Source organism: Holophagaceae bacterium (assembly GCA_016720465.1).
Lineage (GTDB): Bacteria > Acidobacteriota > Holophagae > Holophagales > Holophagaceae > JANXPB01.
This window is the reverse complement of the sequence record JADKKO010000003.1, coordinates 54,648-70,389: the sequence shown is the minus strand read 5'-3', so window position 1 is coordinate 70,389 and position 15,742 is coordinate 54,648. Positions and strand designations below refer to the sequence as shown.

General features: G+C 64.6%; 12 protein-coding genes and 1 tRNA gene. 5 read left to right on the top strand and 8 right to left on the bottom strand.

Annotated features, from left to right (window positions below; translation table 11 throughout):
- Nucleotides 1–346: 346 nt before the first annotated feature.
- Together IPQ13_07170 and coaD are read right to left on the bottom strand one after the other, a co-directional pair.
- On the bottom strand, nucleotides 347–3,373 hold the full coding sequence (locus IPQ13_07170) for a DUF2135 domain-containing protein (GenBank protein ID MBL0210678.1): 3,027 nt from the start codon (nucleotides 3,371–3,373) through the stop codon (nucleotides 347–349).
- Between the two features lie 260 nt (nucleotides 3,374–3,633).
- Nucleotides 3,634–4,116, bottom strand: a complete 483-nt coding sequence (coaD, locus tag IPQ13_07165) for a pantetheine-phosphate adenylyltransferase (protein MBL0210677.1) — start codon at nucleotides 4,114–4,116, stop codon at nucleotides 3,634–3,636.
- A 118-nt stretch (nucleotides 4,117–4,234) separates the two neighbouring features.
- Between coaD and IPQ13_07160 the strand changes: the two genes are divergently transcribed.
- The 3 genes from IPQ13_07160 (at nucleotide 4,235) to IPQ13_07150 (ending at nucleotide 7,511) form a co-directional block, all read left to right on the top strand.
- A complete protein-coding gene (locus IPQ13_07160; GenBank protein ID MBL0210676.1) occupies nucleotides 4,235–5,323 on the top strand; it encodes a D-alanine--D-alanine ligase in 1,089 nt (362 codons plus the stop codon).
- 126 nt (nucleotides 5,324–5,449) lie between these two features.
- The gene (locus IPQ13_07155) at nucleotides 5,450–6,607 is read left to right on the top strand and encodes a PDZ domain-containing protein (protein ID MBL0210675.1); all 1,158 of its coding nucleotides are present in this window, start codon (nucleotides 5,450–5,452) and stop codon (nucleotides 6,605–6,607) included.
- Nucleotide 6,608: 1 nt separating this feature from the next.
- On the top strand, nucleotides 6,609–7,511 hold the full coding sequence (locus IPQ13_07150) for a divergent polysaccharide deacetylase family protein (GenBank protein ID MBL0210674.1): 903 nt from the start codon (nucleotides 6,609–6,611) through the stop codon (nucleotides 7,509–7,511).
- Nucleotides 7,512–7,516: 5 nt separating this feature from the next.
- On the opposite strand, the gene IPQ13_07145 is transcribed toward IPQ13_07150, so the two are convergent.
- The 6 genes from IPQ13_07145 to IPQ13_07120 all read right to left on the bottom strand — a co-directional run bounded on the left by IPQ13_07145 (nucleotide 7,517) and on the right by IPQ13_07120 (nucleotide 12,332).
- Nucleotides 7,517–7,978, bottom strand: coding sequence for a DUF4442 domain-containing protein (locus IPQ13_07145; GenBank protein MBL0210673.1), 462 nt, complete (start codon nucleotides 7,976–7,978; stop codon nucleotides 7,517–7,519).
- 139 nt (nucleotides 7,979–8,117) lie between these two features.
- A complete protein-coding gene (gene glpX, locus IPQ13_07140; GenBank protein ID MBL0210672.1) occupies nucleotides 8,118–9,086 on the bottom strand; it encodes a class II fructose-bisphosphatase in 969 nt (322 codons plus the stop codon).
- 90 nt (nucleotides 9,087–9,176) lie between these two features.
- Complete coding sequence (locus IPQ13_07135; GenBank protein ID MBL0210671.1) at nucleotides 9,177–9,503, bottom strand: divalent-cation tolerance protein CutA; 327 nt, start codon at nucleotides 9,501–9,503, stop codon at nucleotides 9,177–9,179.
- A gap of 1,204 nt (nucleotides 9,504–10,707) precedes the next feature.
- A tRNA-Pro gene (locus IPQ13_07130) sits at nucleotides 10,708–10,784 on the bottom strand.
- Nucleotides 10,785–10,833: 49 nt separating this feature from the next.
- A complete protein-coding gene (locus tag IPQ13_07125; GenBank protein MBL0210670.1) occupies nucleotides 10,834–11,226 on the bottom strand; it encodes a hypothetical protein in 393 nt (130 codons plus the stop codon).
- A complete protein-coding gene (locus IPQ13_07120; GenBank protein MBL0210669.1) occupies nucleotides 11,223–12,332 on the bottom strand; it encodes a CoA transferase in 1,110 nt (369 codons plus the stop codon). Before IPQ13_07120 ends, IPQ13_07125 begins: the two co-directional genes overlap by 4 nt.
- A 219-nt stretch (nucleotides 12,333–12,551) precedes the next feature.
- Here IPQ13_07120 and IPQ13_07115 point away from each other — a divergent pair, with 219 nt between their 5' ends.
- Complete coding sequence (locus tag IPQ13_07115) at nucleotides 12,552–15,131, top strand: helix-hairpin-helix domain-containing protein (protein MBL0210668.1); 2,580 nt, start codon at nucleotides 12,552–12,554, stop codon at nucleotides 15,129–15,131.
- The gene (locus tag IPQ13_07110; GenBank protein ID MBL0210667.1) at nucleotides 15,128–15,742 is read left to right on the top strand and encodes a hypothetical protein; all 615 of its coding nucleotides are present in this window, start codon (nucleotides 15,128–15,130) and stop codon (nucleotides 15,740–15,742) included. Before IPQ13_07115 ends, IPQ13_07110 begins: the two co-directional genes overlap by 4 nt.

Below are 15,742 nucleotides of genomic sequence, written 5' to 3'. Positions count from 1 at the left end.
GTGTGATCCGCGCCGGGCCGCCTGAATTCCATCCGCGAGGCTGGCCCATGATGAGTCTCCTGGTCGCCAAAGAGCTAGTGCGGCAATAGAGATTTCGCGGCCCTTCCTTCACCCCTTCTCGGTATCAGCCTAGCTCATACATGGGCCATGGCAGCTATTCGCGGCCCTTCGTGGGGTGCTTTTTTCGGCTGAGGCTCGTGGGTAATCAGGAATAATTTTCTTTTTTCAGCTTCCATCCGCTCCTCCGCTCCCGCCTATCGCGCGTGTACGCGCTCCTGCTCCTTCCACTCGCAGAGGCGGGAATCCTCCTCCGCGTGGTTTTTTATGCCGGATTGATTCGACCCCATCACTTCACGAACACGAATTCCCCCACATCCGCGAGCCGGCTGCCGCCCGTGAGGCGCAGGATGACGGACTTGTTCTCCACCCTGCCGCTGCCATAGCGGAGGTAGAGCTCCAGCACGACGGTGGTGGCGCCGATGACGGTCTGCTGCCGGGTGCCGAAGTAGTTGGCCCGCACTTTGTAGGTGCCCGGAACAGCCTTCTTCAGCAGGAATTCTTCGGGTCCATAGCCCCCGGTCGCGTCGACGCTGATGCGGCCCCCCAGTTCAGTGCGGGAGTGGCTGTAGAAGCACTCCTCCCCGCGGGGATCGATGACGTGGAGATCCATGTCGCTATTGTCCGTGTCCCAGTTCAGCACCACGCGCACATCCACCGGCAGGTTGCGGATGAAGCGGGAATCCATGCTTCCCGTATTGATTTTGGCCTTGGCGGTGCCGATGAGCGCATTCAATTCTCCCAGCGCGATGAGGTTCACGTCCCTGAAACGGCCGTCCCATGGCTTCCGGACCACTCCCCAGAGCAAGTCCGCGGCGCGTTGTTCCTGGCCATTCGCGGCGCAGGCGAGCGCCAGATCGCGCGTGCTTTGGGGTTCTTCCTCCCGCATGCGGAGCACCGCCTCGGAAGCCCACACGGACAGGCGGTGCCGGCCGAGTTGCTTCAGCCGGTAGCCCAGCACCCGCAGCAGCGTCGCATCTTCGAGCTTCAGTTCCGCGATGTTGGAGAGGATCCGCAGGGCCAGGTCGACGTCGCCCTCCCGGAAGAACAGGTCCGAGACATCCAGGAAGAAGCCCGGCGTAGAGCCGTATTCGGCGCGGAGCATGAGGTAGGCCGCGTAGCGGTCGGCCTTGGGCGTGCCCGCGAGGGATTTCAGGTACGGCGTGTCGGGATTCCAGGCCTTCAGGGTGATGGTGCCTCTGGCTTCGGGCTCCGCATCGGGCTTGGCGCTCTCCTTCTTGGATCTCGAAATCGAGGCGGCGCCATCCCTGCTGCGGTGGCCGACGGCGTCCTGCTCCTCCTTGTCCTCCCCGGCGGACAGCACCACTTCCGCGGGAACCGCGGAAGGCCGGGGCGCTTCCGCCCGGGGCGCGAGCTGGTTCTGCTGTGGCGCTGGAGGCGGCGGCGCTCCACCCGCCACGACGCCCGCCGCGCCTTGGACATCCTTCATATCGCGGGTTCTCTGAACCTGGGGCAGCGGCTTGAATTCCTTCTCCCACCAGGCCTGGCGCTCCTTGAATTGGGTCAACAACGATTCCAGGTGCCTTTGTTCGGCTTCCTTTTTTCCGCTCTGCTCCTCCCGCACTTGGCGGAAATACTCGGCCTGCATCTCCGCGGGCGGCACGATGTGGTAGCGCACGTAGTCGGAAAGGGCGTCCAGCACGATCAGCGAGGTGTCGGGCGTGACGATGGAGAAATCCTGGCCGAGCTTCAGGATCGAAGCGCGGTGGAGGTCCGGCTCCAGCATCAATTGCTGGAGCTTTTTCTGGGCCCAGAGCCGCGCCACGGGCGCGGCGCTGCTCTCCTCGCCGCCCACGGAGACGACGCGGGTGAAGCGTTCTGCGCTGCCGTAGCCGAAATGCAGGGTGATGCGCGCGCGGTCCTTCGACAGCTTGCCCGCGATGCCCAGGGAACCGCGCACGAGGGCGCCGCCGCTGGGATACAGCTCCCGCACCGCGCCGGGTTCATAGGTGGCGCGGAGCAGCGCCAGGGCCTGGGTCTTCAGGGCTTCGGCGCCCTGTTCGGCGGTTTCCCCTGAAAGATTCAGGTATTCGCCGCCGGTGGATTCCGCGAGAAAGCGCAGCCGGTCGTGCTGGGCCGTGAGCGCTGTGTTGATGGCCAGCAGCGGGCAGCGGGGGAACTTGGGCGCCGCGGGGCCGAAGGTGTTGATGCCATCGCTGAAGAGCAGCGCCAGGTCGCAGCCAGAGCCGCTCAAATCAAGCGCGCCCAGGGCCGTGCCGCCGTCCAGGGGCGCGCTTTCCAGGGCCTGCCGGAGGGCTTTCCAGCCCCCTTGGGCGACCGTGAAGGCGCGCGGACTCTCGGGGGCGTTCCGGAAAACGACCAGCTCCACGGAGCAGCTTCCGATGCGCTTGAAGTAGAGGTCCAGCAGCTCCAGTTCCTTGCTCCGGTCGCGGCTGGAGGCCGAGGCGGATGCATCCCAGGCGATCAGCAGTTTCTTGGGCGCGGGCCGCGGTTCCCGGGAGGCCCGGGGCAGGAGGCTCACATAGAAGAAGCGTTCATCGCCGAAGCGCTGGACGTAGGATCCGCTGGCCTCGGCGCTCTTGGGCACGAGCAGCACGAGCGCGGCTTCCGGCTGGAAATGCTCGCGGACGGCCTCGGCCTTGAAACTGCGCTGCCAGGGCTTCAATTCGAAATTCTGGATGGGGCTGGAGGAGCATTGCGGCTGCTGGGTCTGCTCCAGCACTTCCACGGTCAGGCTGAAGCGGCCGACGGGCTGGTCGAAACCCATGGGCAGGGTGTATTTCAGGGCGTCACCATCCTTTTTCGATACGAAGGGCAGTTCCTGCTCGTAGGCGATGACCACCCGCTTGGCGCCGTTCGCCGGAATGGGATAGATGCGGGCCTTGAAACTGTTGCCGGCCACCATTTCGAGAAGGCCGGGATCCACGCCCCGCCGCACGATGCTCTCGAAGACCTGGCGCCCCTTGGCTTTCTCCACCACCACGCCTTCCCGCAAAACGCCGTTCACATCCATGGCGAAGCGCGAAACGGTCTGGCCCTCGCCCAGCGGGAACACCAGCTCTCCCTCCAGCAGGCGGTTCTGCGGGTTGTGGATCGTCATGTCCCAGGTGGTGGTGGCCAGCGCGCCCACGACCTGCACATCGATCTTCAGAGCCTGGAGCTGGGCCGGGGCTTTCTTGCCATCCTCGCCCGGGATGAAAATCGCCGGGCGGGTAGGCTGGACCGTGGTGACCTGTGGCGGTGGAGGTGGTTGGCTCTTGGTTGCCTCATTCTGGCGCGGAACGAGCAAGGCAAAGGCCAGGAAGCTGGAGGCGAGCAGGCCGCGCATCAACATGGGAACTCCTTGGGTGCTGGGTAATCCTGAAGGAATGGCCAGGCCTCGCCTGGGTCCGGTTGAGTGTCTGAGGGATTGGACAAGCCTAGCCCCGGAGAAGTTCCCGGCAGGTTGAAAAGGTTGAGATCGCGCGGAACGGATCCCCCCAAACCCAGTGCCGCCCGCTTCGGGAAAGACAGTAGCCACGAAGAGACACGAATGGGACACGAAGGCCTTTATTCGTGTCCCTTCATGGCTGCATTGATTGAACGGTATCGCCCTTAACCCTTCGCGAGCCTGGTCATGATGCGTTCCAGCAAAGGCTCAGGCACCAGTTCCTTCAATTCGCCGCCCATGCTGCCGATCTCCCGCACCAGCCTGGAACTCACAGCGGAGTATTTCTCCTTGGGCATCAGGAAGATGGTTTCCAGATCCGGCGCCAGCTTACGGTTCACGAGCGCCATCTGGAATTCGTATTCGAAATCGCTGAAGGCCCGGACGCCCCGGACGATGCAGTCCGCGTCATGCTGCCTGGCGAAATCCACCAGCAAGCCATGGAAACTGGTCACCTCGACATTGGGGAAGGGCGCCACCAGATCCTTGAGCATCTGCACGCGTTCCTCCACCGAGAAGGCTGAGGTCTTGGCGGGGTTGTGCAGCACCGCGACGATCAGGCGGTCCACTAATTTTTCAGCCCGCTGGATGATGTCCGAGTGGCCGAGGGTCACGGGATCGAAAGAGCCGGGATAAATGGCCGTGCGCACGGTTGCTCCGGATTGGATTCGCCTAGGGTAGCGCGGCGAAGGGCTCACGGCCGCATCCAATTGATCCCCGGGACTGGTGGCGCTTCGCCCCCAGGCAGAATCCCTTTACCCTATTCCCATGTCCCAGCCACGCCTTTCCATCGGCCTGCTCTTCGGCGGCGAAAGCCCCGAGCACGAGGTTTCCATCGTTACGGCGCGGAGCATCGCGCAGCATCTGGATCCGGCGCGCTTCGAGGTGAGGCCCTGCGGCATCGCCCGCAATGGGGTGTGGGTGCTGAAGGGCGATCCCTTTGCGCGGCTGGCGGCGAACGAAATTCCCAAGCGCAGCAGCCATCCTTTCCTGCCCTTGGAAAAGGGCGCCGAAGACACGCCCCTGCCGGACCTTTTTTTCAATGCGCTGCATGGCGCCGGCGGCGAGGACGGCCAGATCCAGGGCTACCTGGAGCTGCTGCACCGGCCCTACACCGGGGCGGGCCTGCTGGCCATGGCGGCGGGCATGGATAAATGGATCACCAAGCGGCTGTGGGAATCCGACGGCCTGCCGGTGGTGCCCTACGTGGGCCTGACCGAGGAACGCTGGAAGCGGGAGCGCGAGGTCTGCCTTTCGGAATCCCTGGCCTTCGGACTGCCCCTCTTCATCAAGCCCGTGAATCTCGGCAGCAGCATCGGCGTCGAGAAAGTGAAACGGGCGGAGGACCTTCCGGCGGCGCTGGACCGGGCCTTCACCTATGACCGCCGGGTGCTGGTGGAGCAGGGCCTGGACGTGCGGGAAATCGAAGTGGCGGTGCTGGGCGGCGACCAGCCCTTCGTGTCCAATCCCGGCGAGGTGCTGGTGGCCGACGAGTTCTACACCTTCGAGGACAAGTACATCGCGGGCCGCAGCAGCACCAGGATCCCCGCGGAGATCCCCGAGGAACTGAGCGACCTCATCCGCAAGCTCGCGGGCCGCGCCTTCGGCGTGTCCGACGGCTACGGCATGGCCCGGGTGGACTTCTTCCTGGAGCGCCTGACGGGCCGGGTGTTCCTCAACGAGCTGAATTTCATCCCTGGCTTCACGAGCATTTCCATGTATCCCAAGATGATGGCCGCCAGCGGCATCCCTTACGGGGATCTGCTCACGCGCCTCATCGACCTGGCCCTGGCCCGCCACGCGCAGATGAAAGCCAAGGACAAGGGATTCAAGAGCGGGACAAGCTGGTACGCATGATGGCAGGCTATGAGCGTTGAGCTATGAGCCATGAGCTTGGATCGGCAGGTTTTCCAGCTCATGGCTCATGGCTGATAGCCCATACCTTCATGGGAATCTTCCCGTCCCCCATGCCACACTTATTCCATGCATCAGCGCACCTGGCTCTCCCTGATCTCGCTGCCCATCGTGGCCACGTTCACCTACCCGCTCATCCAGCAGGCGCCCAGCAAACCCGCCGCCGAAGCGCGGGCCCAGGATCCCCTGGCTGGGCTTGCGGACATCCAGGATGTGCTGGGCCTGGTGCGGGACAACTACGTGGATCGCCCGGATATGGAAAAGGTCATTTCCGGCGGCATCCAGGCTGTGCTGGAACGGGCCCATCCCCTGAATGCCTACCTGACCCCGGAGGACCTGAGATTGCCGGAACCCGGCCCGGCGGACCTCGGCATCCGGCTGGTGAAACGCGGCATCTACGCTCAGGTAGTGGCGGTGCGGCCCGGCGGCCCCGGCGACAAGGCCGGCCTCCAGGTGGGGGATGTGGTCCGGAAGATCGACAAGGAATCCGTCGGACCGCTCAGCGCCTGGGCCCTGGAGCGCAGTCTCCGCGGGGCCGCGGGAACCTCCGTGAGCCTGCTCCGATATGCCACCAGCGAAGCCCAGCTCAAGACCGTGAGCGTCACTCGCGAGCTGCCCGGGCAGGCGCAGATTACGCTGCAGAAAGGCGGCCAGGCGCATATGGCCAGCCTCCCGGATCTCCTGCCGGGCCGCGCGCCTGAATTGAAGTCCGCGCTGTCCGCGTTGGACCGCAAGCTGCCGCTGATCCTGGACCTTCGCCGGTGCTCGGAGGGCAGCCTGGACGAGGCGGCCTTGGTGGCGGGGCTCTTCGCAGCGGGCGGGACTTTCGTGACCATCCAGGAGCACGGCCAGAAGGATCGCATTGTGGAGTTCAAGAGTGCGGGCGAGGCCCCGTTCGCCAAGGTCATCCTGCTCGTCGGCCCCAGCACCCTGGGCCCCGCCGAGGCGCTGGCCTCCACCCTCAAGAAGGCGGGAGATCCCACCTTTGGCGAGCGGACGCCGGGCCTCGGCGTCGAGCGGACCCGGCTGCTGCTGCGGCAGGGCGGGGCGGTGGAACTGGTGTCCAGGCGTTGGATCGGCGCCGGAGGCGAGAAACTGGATCGCGCTGGCATCGTCCCCGACCACGTGTTGAAGGGGCTGAAGCCCGATGAGGATCCGATCCCCAAGATCCTGGCGGGCTTGAACGAGAAGCCCACGCCCAAGGACGATAGCCAGAACGCGGCCTGACATGGCCCGCCGGAAAAGCGCTGGTCCATCCACTCAAGCCCTGCTGGGCCTGGGCGCCCTCATGCTGCTTGCGGGCCTGGGGCTGGGCCTGCTCCTGAGCCAGACGAGCTGCGAACGGAAACAAAGGCCCGCTCCGGCCAAGACTGAACCGGAACCGGGGCCCACCCGCACGCCCAAAAACCCGCCAAGGCCCAACGAGCCTGCAAAGCCGGTGGGCGCGAAACAGCAGCCGGAATCCAGGCTGCCGAGGTTCGCGCTGGTGGTGGACGACCTCGGCTACGCCGCGCCGGAGCTGGTGACGCGGCTTTGCGCCCAGCCCATCCCGTTCAGCGTGGCGGTGCTCCCGTATCAGGAATTCACCCGGGAGAGCGCCAACATCGCCTTTGAAAAAGGCAAGGAGGTGATGCTGCACTTGCCCATGGAGCCCATCGGCTTCCCCAAGTCGAATCCCGGCCCCGATGCGGTGATGTTCAATCTGACCGAGAAGGAAATCCGGGAACGGGTCCGCAAGGCGCTGGATGACATCCCCCATCGCACCGGCGTCAACAACCACATGGGCAGCCGCATCACGCCGGACAAGCCGCGGATGACGTGGGTGCTCCAGGAAATCAAGGCCCGCCGCGCCTTCTTCGTGGACAGCCGCACCGAAAAAGAGAGCGTGGCCTTCGATGTGGCCAAGGAACTGGGTGTCCAATCCGTGCAGCGCAAGGTCTTCCTGGATGACGACAAGGCCTTCGCGGCGATGGAAAAGGAGTGGGACCGGGCCTTGGCGATCGCGAAAAAAGAAGGCGAAGTCCTGATCATCGCCCACATCTACCCCGAAACCGTGGAAGCCCTTGAAAAGCTGGTGCCGCGCACCAAGGGCGAAGTGAAATTCGTCAAGGCCGGGGCGCTGGCGAAATAGGCCGGTCAGGATTCCGGTTTCTTGCTGATGTGGATCACCTTGTCGATTTCGGCGTGGACAGTGCCATTGGCGTCCACCAATTCAACGCGGTAGGACCTGTCCAGTTTGGGTTCGGATTCGAGCAGCCTCCGGATCTCGTCCAGCTCGGCATCACCGAGCCTGAACGCCGCGGTCAGCGTGCCGCGGCCAGGCCTGCGGAAGCGGATGGAGGCCGCCTTGTCCCACACCACGTAGCCGGGCCCCAGGCACTTGATGAGCATGAGCATGTAGATCGGGTCCACGCAAGCATAGAGGCTGCCGCCGAAGATGCTCCCCACGTAGTTGCGGGTGCGCAAAGAAAGCCGCAGCCGCACGCGCACTTCCTTCCAATCCCCGGCGATGTAGGTGATGCGCCCGCCGGAACCCCGGTAGCAGGGCCAGAAATTCATGGTCCAGCGGAACCACCGCGTTCGCCAGGATTCGCTCACCACCAAGCCTCCAAGGAACCACGAAGACGAAAAAAGACCACAAAGACATAAAAAACTTGGACCACAAAGACACAAATGGGAAAAGCAGAAAAATATTTTTTGTATTTCTTTGTGGTGATTTTTTATTGAGTTTTCGTGGTCAGAACCGCACGGTGATGTTTTCGCCCTGGTGCTTGTACACGGTGTCGATGAACCTCACCAGGCCTGATTCATAGGTCAGGACGAGCGAGCTGGTGCGGGTGCCGTGGCCGAAGAACTGCACGCCTTTGAGCAGGTTTCCGGAGGTCACGCCGCAGGCGGCGAAGACGATGTGTTTGCCGGGCGCGAGATCTTCGGTCTTGTAGATGCGGTCGAAGTCCACACCCATTTTTTCCGCGTTCTCCCGGGATGCGGTGTTGGTATCCACCACCAGCCGCGCTTGGATCTCGCCATTGAGGCATTTCAGGGCCGCAGCGGAAATTACGCCTTCCGGCGCGCCGCCGATGCCCATGACCGCATGGATTCCCGTCCCGCTCACCGCCGCGCTGATGGCCGCGCTCAGGTCGCCATCGCCGATGAGCTGGATGCGGGCGCCCGCCGCGCGGATGTCCGCGATGAGCTGCTCATGCCGGGGCCGGTCCAGCACCGTCACCGTGAGATCGCCGATCTTCCGGTCCAGCGCCTTGGCGATGGCGGCTAGGTTTTCCGCTACCGGCGCATCGAGATGCACCTTGCCCTTGGAAGCCGGGCCGACCACGAGTTTCTGCATGTAGAGATCAGGCGCGTGGAGCAGGCCGCCCTTGTCCGATGCCGCCAGCACCGCGATGGCGTTGGCGGCGCCGGTGGCGCAGAGGTTGGTGCCCTCCAGGGGGTCCACCGCGATATCCACCGGCACATGCCCGGCGCCCATGCCCACCTTCTCGCCGATGAACAGCATGGGGGCCTCGTCCCGCTCCCCTTCGCCGATGACGATGGTGCCGTCCATGCGGACGGATTCCATGGTGTGGCGCATGGCCTCCACCGCGAGCTTGTCCGAGTGCTTGCGGCGGCCGTGCCCGATGCTGCGGGCGCAGGCGATGGCCGCCTCCTCCACCACGCGGAGGAATTCAAGGCTGAGTGTTTGTTCCATGGCTTCTCCCAGGCTGGGGGCGCGAGGCCCTGGGCGTATCCTTCATCCCTACAGCCTACAGCCTACAGCCGACCGTCCACAGCCGATCGCCTAAACCAGGCGCCGCACGCTGTCGCGGATCCACTCGAGGAAGGGCCCGCTGCCTTCCTGCACGGGCAGCATCAATATTTCCGGCACTTCGTAGGTGTGCAGGTCCGTGATGATCTCAGACACCTTTGGAAAGAGCTCGGTGGTGGTCTTGATCATCAGCATGACCTCTTCATCTAGATGGGTCTCGCCTTTGAAGTTGTAGTAGCTCTTCACGTTCGGCAGGATGCTCACGCAGGCGGCGAAGCCCTGGTCCACCAGTGCCGCCGCGATGGTGAGTGCCGCCTCCTCGCTGCCGCAGGTTGTGATGATGGTGCAGGCGTCTGTCATGGTCGGCGGCTCCGCGCGTTCAAGCGAGCCTCCAAGTGTGCCACGGGAATGTCATGGCGCGAAGGGCACGTGTGGCGAGGTATGAGTTGCGAGGCTTGAGGAATGAGGTGCGGGTAGGTTGGCTCCGCCCCCCAGATCTGGGCGCGATCCATCCACCGCGGTACGGCTACGCACGGGAATCCGCTTCGCGGACCGGCTTCGACGCTCGCGCGTCTCAGCCTTTTCCTACTCCCGCGCCGTTGCCGATCGGAGGTTCGAATCCTCTCGCGCCCCCTTTTGGGACAAGGAAAGGACCGGCTCGAGTTCTCCCTTGAACCGGTCGCGATGGTCGGGGCGCATCGGGATTAGTTCGCCCTCCAACTGGGACCTAAGCACCACCCATCCGCCGCGGCACGGCTGCGGGCGGAAATCCGCTTCGCGGACCGGCTTCGACGCTCGCGCGTCTCAGCCTTTTCCTACTCCCGCGCCGTTGCCAATCGGAGGTTCGAATCCTTCCTCAATTAGGAAACGGCACTCTCAGGTGGAGTGTCGTTTCTTGCTAACTGGTCGGGGCGCTTCGGGTTGGGTTCGCCCTCCAACTGGGACCTAACACCACCCATCTGCCGCGGCACGGCTGCGGGCGGAAATCCGCTTCGCGGACCGGCTTCGACGCTCGCGCGTCTCAGCCTTTTCCTACTCCCGCGCCGTTGCCGATCGGAGGTTCGAATCCTTCCTCAATTAATGGAAACGGCACTCTCAGGGTGGAGTGCCGTTTCATTGCTAACTGGTCGGGGCGAGAGGATTGGGTTCGCCCTCCAACTGGGACCTAACACCACCCATCTGCCGCGGCACGGCTGCGGGCGGAAATCCGCTTCGCGGACCGGCTTCGACGCTCGCGCGTCTCAACCTTTTCCTAACCCCGCGCCATTGCCGATCGGAGGTTCGAATCCTTCCTCAATTAATGGAAACGGCACTCTCAGGGTGGAGTGCCGTTTCATTGCTAACTGGTCGGGGCGAGAGGATTGGGTTCGCCCTCCAACTGGGACCTAACACCACCCATCTGCCGCGGCACGGCTGCGGGCGGAAATCCGCTTCGCGGACCGGCTTCGACGCTCGCGCGTCTCAGCCTTTTCCTACTCCCGCGCCGTTGCCGATCGGAGGTTCGAATCCTTCCTCAATTAATGGAAACGGCACTCTCAGGGTGGAGTGCCGTTTCATTGCTAACTGGTCGGGGCGAGAGGATTCGAACCTCCGACCTCTCGGTCCCGAACCGAGCGCTCTACCAGGCTGAGCCACGCCCCGAATGACTTCTGATGCTAATTCGTTCTGGCCGCTGCGTCCAGTGCTGATTCTATGCGGGTGGCTTCTGCAGGCGGGCGAGGACTTCGGCGAAGGCGTCCACTGGCCTGGCGGGACGCGGAACGGAGGGGACGGGCGGGTCCGTCGGCACCAGCTCCAGCCGGGCGAGCCGCAGGCCGGTCAGACGCTCCAGGCGCTCCTTCACCTGAGGCCAGGCGGCCTCTGCGGAAATCCGAAGGCTCGGGATCATGGCCAGTTCCCATGCGCCGACCACCACACGGCCCTGCACCAGGCGGAGGAAGACCGTGTGGCGTTGCAATGACGGTCCGACCGAAAGGGCCCATGCCCGCCGGATTTTTGCTTCCGCGCGGAGGTTGGCGGCTGCGGATTCCGCGCCGCGAAGGCCGGCCTCGGCGATGGGTCGCAGCGGCGGCGGCGCCTTCACGGCTTCCACCGCGGCGGCGGCAGCGAGGCGCAGGCCCGCTGGCCATTGAGCAGGATGGGGCTGGCGAGGGTGGGCACCATCATGTTGGTGTCCTCGTCGAACAGGGGCTGGATGAGCTGATGCAGGTGGCCGGCCTGCTTGAACAGTGCGTCGTCGACCGTGCGCACCCGGCTGGCGGGGATGGCGTCCTGTTCGCAGAATGCGAGCACCTCATCCACGCTGCGCGAGGCGAGGGCGGCGCTGATGGCTTCGATGAGCCTGGCGCGGTCCTCCACCCGACCGCGGTTCTTGCGCCAGCCCGGATGGCGGTCGAGATCCAGTTCCAGCATGAGGGCGAGCACTTCGAATTGACGGTCTCCGCCCACGCCGATGGCCACCTCCCCGTCGCGGCAGGGAAAGGTCTGGTAGGGCACGATCTGCGGGTGGGCGTTGCCATAGCGTTTCGGGGCCTGGCCTGTCATCAGCGTGCCTGCGCCGACGTTCACCAGGCCTGCGAGGGCGGCTTCCATCAGGGGGACTTCCATGTGCATCGCTTCTCCGGTGCGCTCCCGATGGAGCAGCGCCGCCTGGATCCCGTTGGCGCAGTAAAGCGACGCCAGCACGTCCACGAGCGCCACGCCGACCTTCATGGGGCGGCCGCCTTCCTCGCCCGTGATGCTCATCCACCCGCTTTCGGCCTGGAGGATGAAATCGTAGCCCGGGCGGCGGGAATTGGTGACATCGCTCGCAAATCCGCGGATGCTGGCGAGGACCAGCTTGGGGAATTTCGCGTGCAGCGCCTTCCACCCGAGTCCAAGCCGGTCCGCCGAATCCGGCAGGAAGTTTTCCACCAGCACGTCCGCATCCTTGAGCAGCTCGAAGAGCCGCGCCTTGCCATCATCCGTATGGAGGTCGATGATCTCCGTGGTCTTGCCGCGGTTGCAGCAGCGGAAATAAGCGCTCTCGCCGCCATCGAAAGGCGGGCCCCATCCGCGGGTGGCATCGCCTTCCGGCGGTTCCAGCTTGTGCACGTCCGCTCCGAGGTCGGCCAGCAACTGCGCGGCAAAGGGCCCGGCCAATATGCGGGACAGGTCGATGATGCGGAATTTTTCAAGCGGTTTGGGCATGCCGGGCTCGGAAGAGGAAACCTGGGACTGGAAGTACGGGACTCGAGAGGTCCGGACCGTCCAGATTACCGGGCCAGGCAGGAACAGCCCATATGGAATGACCAGGAGGAATCTGCTGCGCTATCATGTCCGGTCGCGCTGATCTGGAAAGCGCCGGTACTGGACCTACAGCTCTCCGGATCCTCGCGAAATTTCAGGCGGAAGTTCTAGGAGACACCCGTGGAGTCAGTGCTCGACCGAATCGCACACGAATTGAAGCTGCCCCGCGCGGGGGTCGCCTCAGTCATCGCGCTGCTGGACGAAGGCAACACCGTGCCGTTCATCGCCCGGTACCGCAAGGAAGCCCACGGGTCCCTGGACGACGAGGCCATCCACGCCATCGAGGACCGCGCGTCCTACTACAAGGATCTGATGGAGCGCCGCGCCGCGGTGCTCAAGTCCATCGAGGACCAGGGCAAACTCACCGACGAATTGAAGGCCAAGATCAACGCAGCCTGGGTCAAAGCGGAGCTGGAGGATCTCTACCTGCCCTTCAAGCCCAAGAAGAAAACGAAGGCTTCCGTCGCGCGGGAGCGGGGCCTGGAGCCCTTGCTCGACGCGCTGCTGGCCGACACCAGCGGCGCCGATCCCTTGTTGCTGGCCGCGCCCTTCGTGAAGGAAGGCGAAGAAGGCCTGAACGCTCCCAGCGAATGCGTGGAAGGCGCCGGCCATATCCTCGCGGAGCGCGTGGCCGAGGACGCGGGCAACCGCGCCTGGCTGCGCCAGGTCTTCCACGATACCGGCGTGCTGGTGAGCCTTATCCGCGATGAAAAAAAGGAGGGCAAGGAGGCCCTGCGCTTCAGGCCCTACTTCGATTTCAAGGAAGCCATCAAGAAAATCCCATCCCACCGGCTGCTGGCCCTGCGGCGCGGCGAGAAGGAAGAGATCCTGCACGTGAAACTCGCCGTGGACCGGGAGAACCTGGTGAGCCAGCTGCTGGTGCGTATCCCCTGCGATCCGGCTTCGGGCTACCTGCGGTTCCTGCGCGACGTGGCCCAGGATGCCTTCGACCGGCTGCTGGCGCCCTCCATCGAAGTGGATGTCCGCATCGAGGCCAAGAAGAAGGCCGATGCAGAGGCCATCAAGGTCTTCCAGAACAACCTCGATCATCTGATGCTGGCGCCGCCCGCGGGCCAGGTCTGCACGCTGGGCGTGGATCCGGGCATCCGCACGGGCTGCAAGCTGGCGGTGATCAACCGCCTTGGCGCGTTCATGGAGACGGCCACCATCTACCCGCTGGAACCCAAGCGCGATATTGATGGATCCAGGGCCATCCTCGAACAGATCGCCACCAAGTACCCGCTGGAATCCATCGTGGTGGGCAATGGCACCGGGGGCCGGGAAGTGGAGCTGTTCCTCAAGGAATGGCTGCGGGATTCGGATCGCGCCTACATCACCTGCGTGGCGGTGAGCGAGGCTGGAGCCTCGGTCTACAGCGCCAGCCCCGTGGCCCGGGAAGAATTCCCCGAACTGGACGTCACCGTCCGCGGCGCCATCAGCATCGCCCGGCGCTTCCAGGATCCCCTCGCGGAGCTGGTGAAGGTGGAGCCCAAGAGCATCGGCGTGGGCCAGTACCAGCATGATGTGAACCAGACGGCCCTGAAAAAGGGGCTCGATGACGTGGTGGAATCCTGCGTGAACCGCGTGGGCGTGGACCTGAATTCAGCATCGTATCGGCTGCTGAGCTACGTCGCGGGCATCGGCGAAACCCTCGCGAAGAACATCGTGCAGCACCGTTTCGAGCACGGGGCCTTCAAACGCCGCGAGCAATTGCTCGAAGTGAGCCGGTTCGGTGAAAAAGCCTTCCAGCAGGCGGCGGGTTTCCTGCGCATCCGCGAGGGAGACAACCCCCTGGACTCCAGCGCGGTGCACCCCGAAAGCTACGCCATCGTGGAGCGCATCTGCGCTGCCGTGAACCAGACCGTCGCGGAGCTCATCGGCAACGAGGCCGTGCTGAACGGCCTGGCCGCGGCGCAGTTCACCGACGAGCGGTTCGGTCCGGAAACCGTGCGGGACATCCTCGCGGAATTGCGGAAGCCCGGCCGCGACCCGCGCCACAAATTCGAAGCCATCCAGTTTAAGGAAGGCGTGAACAAGCCGGCGGATCTGGAAGTCGGCATGGAGCTTCAGGGCGTCATCACCAATGTGACGGATTTCGGAGCTTTCGTGGATGTGGGCGTCCATCAGGACGGCCTGGTCCACTTGAGCGAAATGAGCCATCGCTTCGTGAAGAACCCTTCGGAAGTTGTCAGCGTCGGCCAGGTGGTGAAGGTCAAGGTCATGGCCCTGGACCATCCCGCCAAGCGCATCGCGCTTTCCATGAAGGCCATGCTGGCGCCGCCCGAGCCGGCGCAGAAAAAACCCCGCCCGAGGCCCGAGCGGGCGCAACGGCCCGCACCGCCATCGCTGCCGCCGGGTGAAAGACCCGCCCCACAAGCCCGCCGCGAGGGCACGCCGAAATCCGAGCGCCCACCGCGCCCGGACCGCGCCGACCGGCCAGGCCCCGAATCCAGGCCTTTCAGGCCGGAAGGTCCGCGGGGCCCCCGTCCGGAAGGCGGCCGCGGGCCGCGCCCGGAAGGACAGCGGGATGGAAGCCGCCCCGACCGTCCCCGCCGGGAACATTCCAAAAGCGATCGTCCCAGGCCTGAGTCGAGGCCCGAACGCATGCTCTTCGAACCGCCGCCGGAGAAGGCGGCAAGTTCCACCGAGCCCGCGAGCCTTTCGGATCTGCTGGCGAAATTCAACCGGGGACACAAGTGAGGCAGCTCGCCCTCCTCGTTGCGCTGTTGGGATCGGGCTTGGCCTGCGAGCGGACCGCGCCCGAAACGCTTTACGCGCCCGCCGAGGCCGGCCTGACCCTGGCCTATGAAAACCCCAGCCTTCCACAGCCCCGGCGCGGCCAGGAACGTATGCAGGTGCGCATCGCCAAGGTGGAAAAGGAGGATGCGAAATTGTTCGTGACCAAGACCTTCACGACGTTTGAAGGCCAGATGGATGTGTTGTTCTGCTGCGAGAACGGCGGCGTGGACCTGATGAAGGATCCCAAGACCAAGGCCTTGGTGGTGCTGCCTCCGCATTTCCCCGATGTCCAGGCCTGGGAAGAACGGGGCCGCCGCCATCGCGTGGAGGGCCGGGCCGCCATGCCGGAGACAGGCCTGGCGCTGCCGGACACGCTGGGCCGCGTGGGCGTCTGGGTCGCTTCTGAAACGCTGGATGGCAAGGGGCCGCGGCGCCGCACCTTCTATCTGCCGCGGCTCGGGGAGATCGAGACCCAGGAGTTCCAGGAAGGCCGATGGATCGTGGTCAACCGGCTCTTCAGCTATGGCTTCTCTGATTTGCCCATTTCGCCGTCGCGGCAGAATAAGAACTGA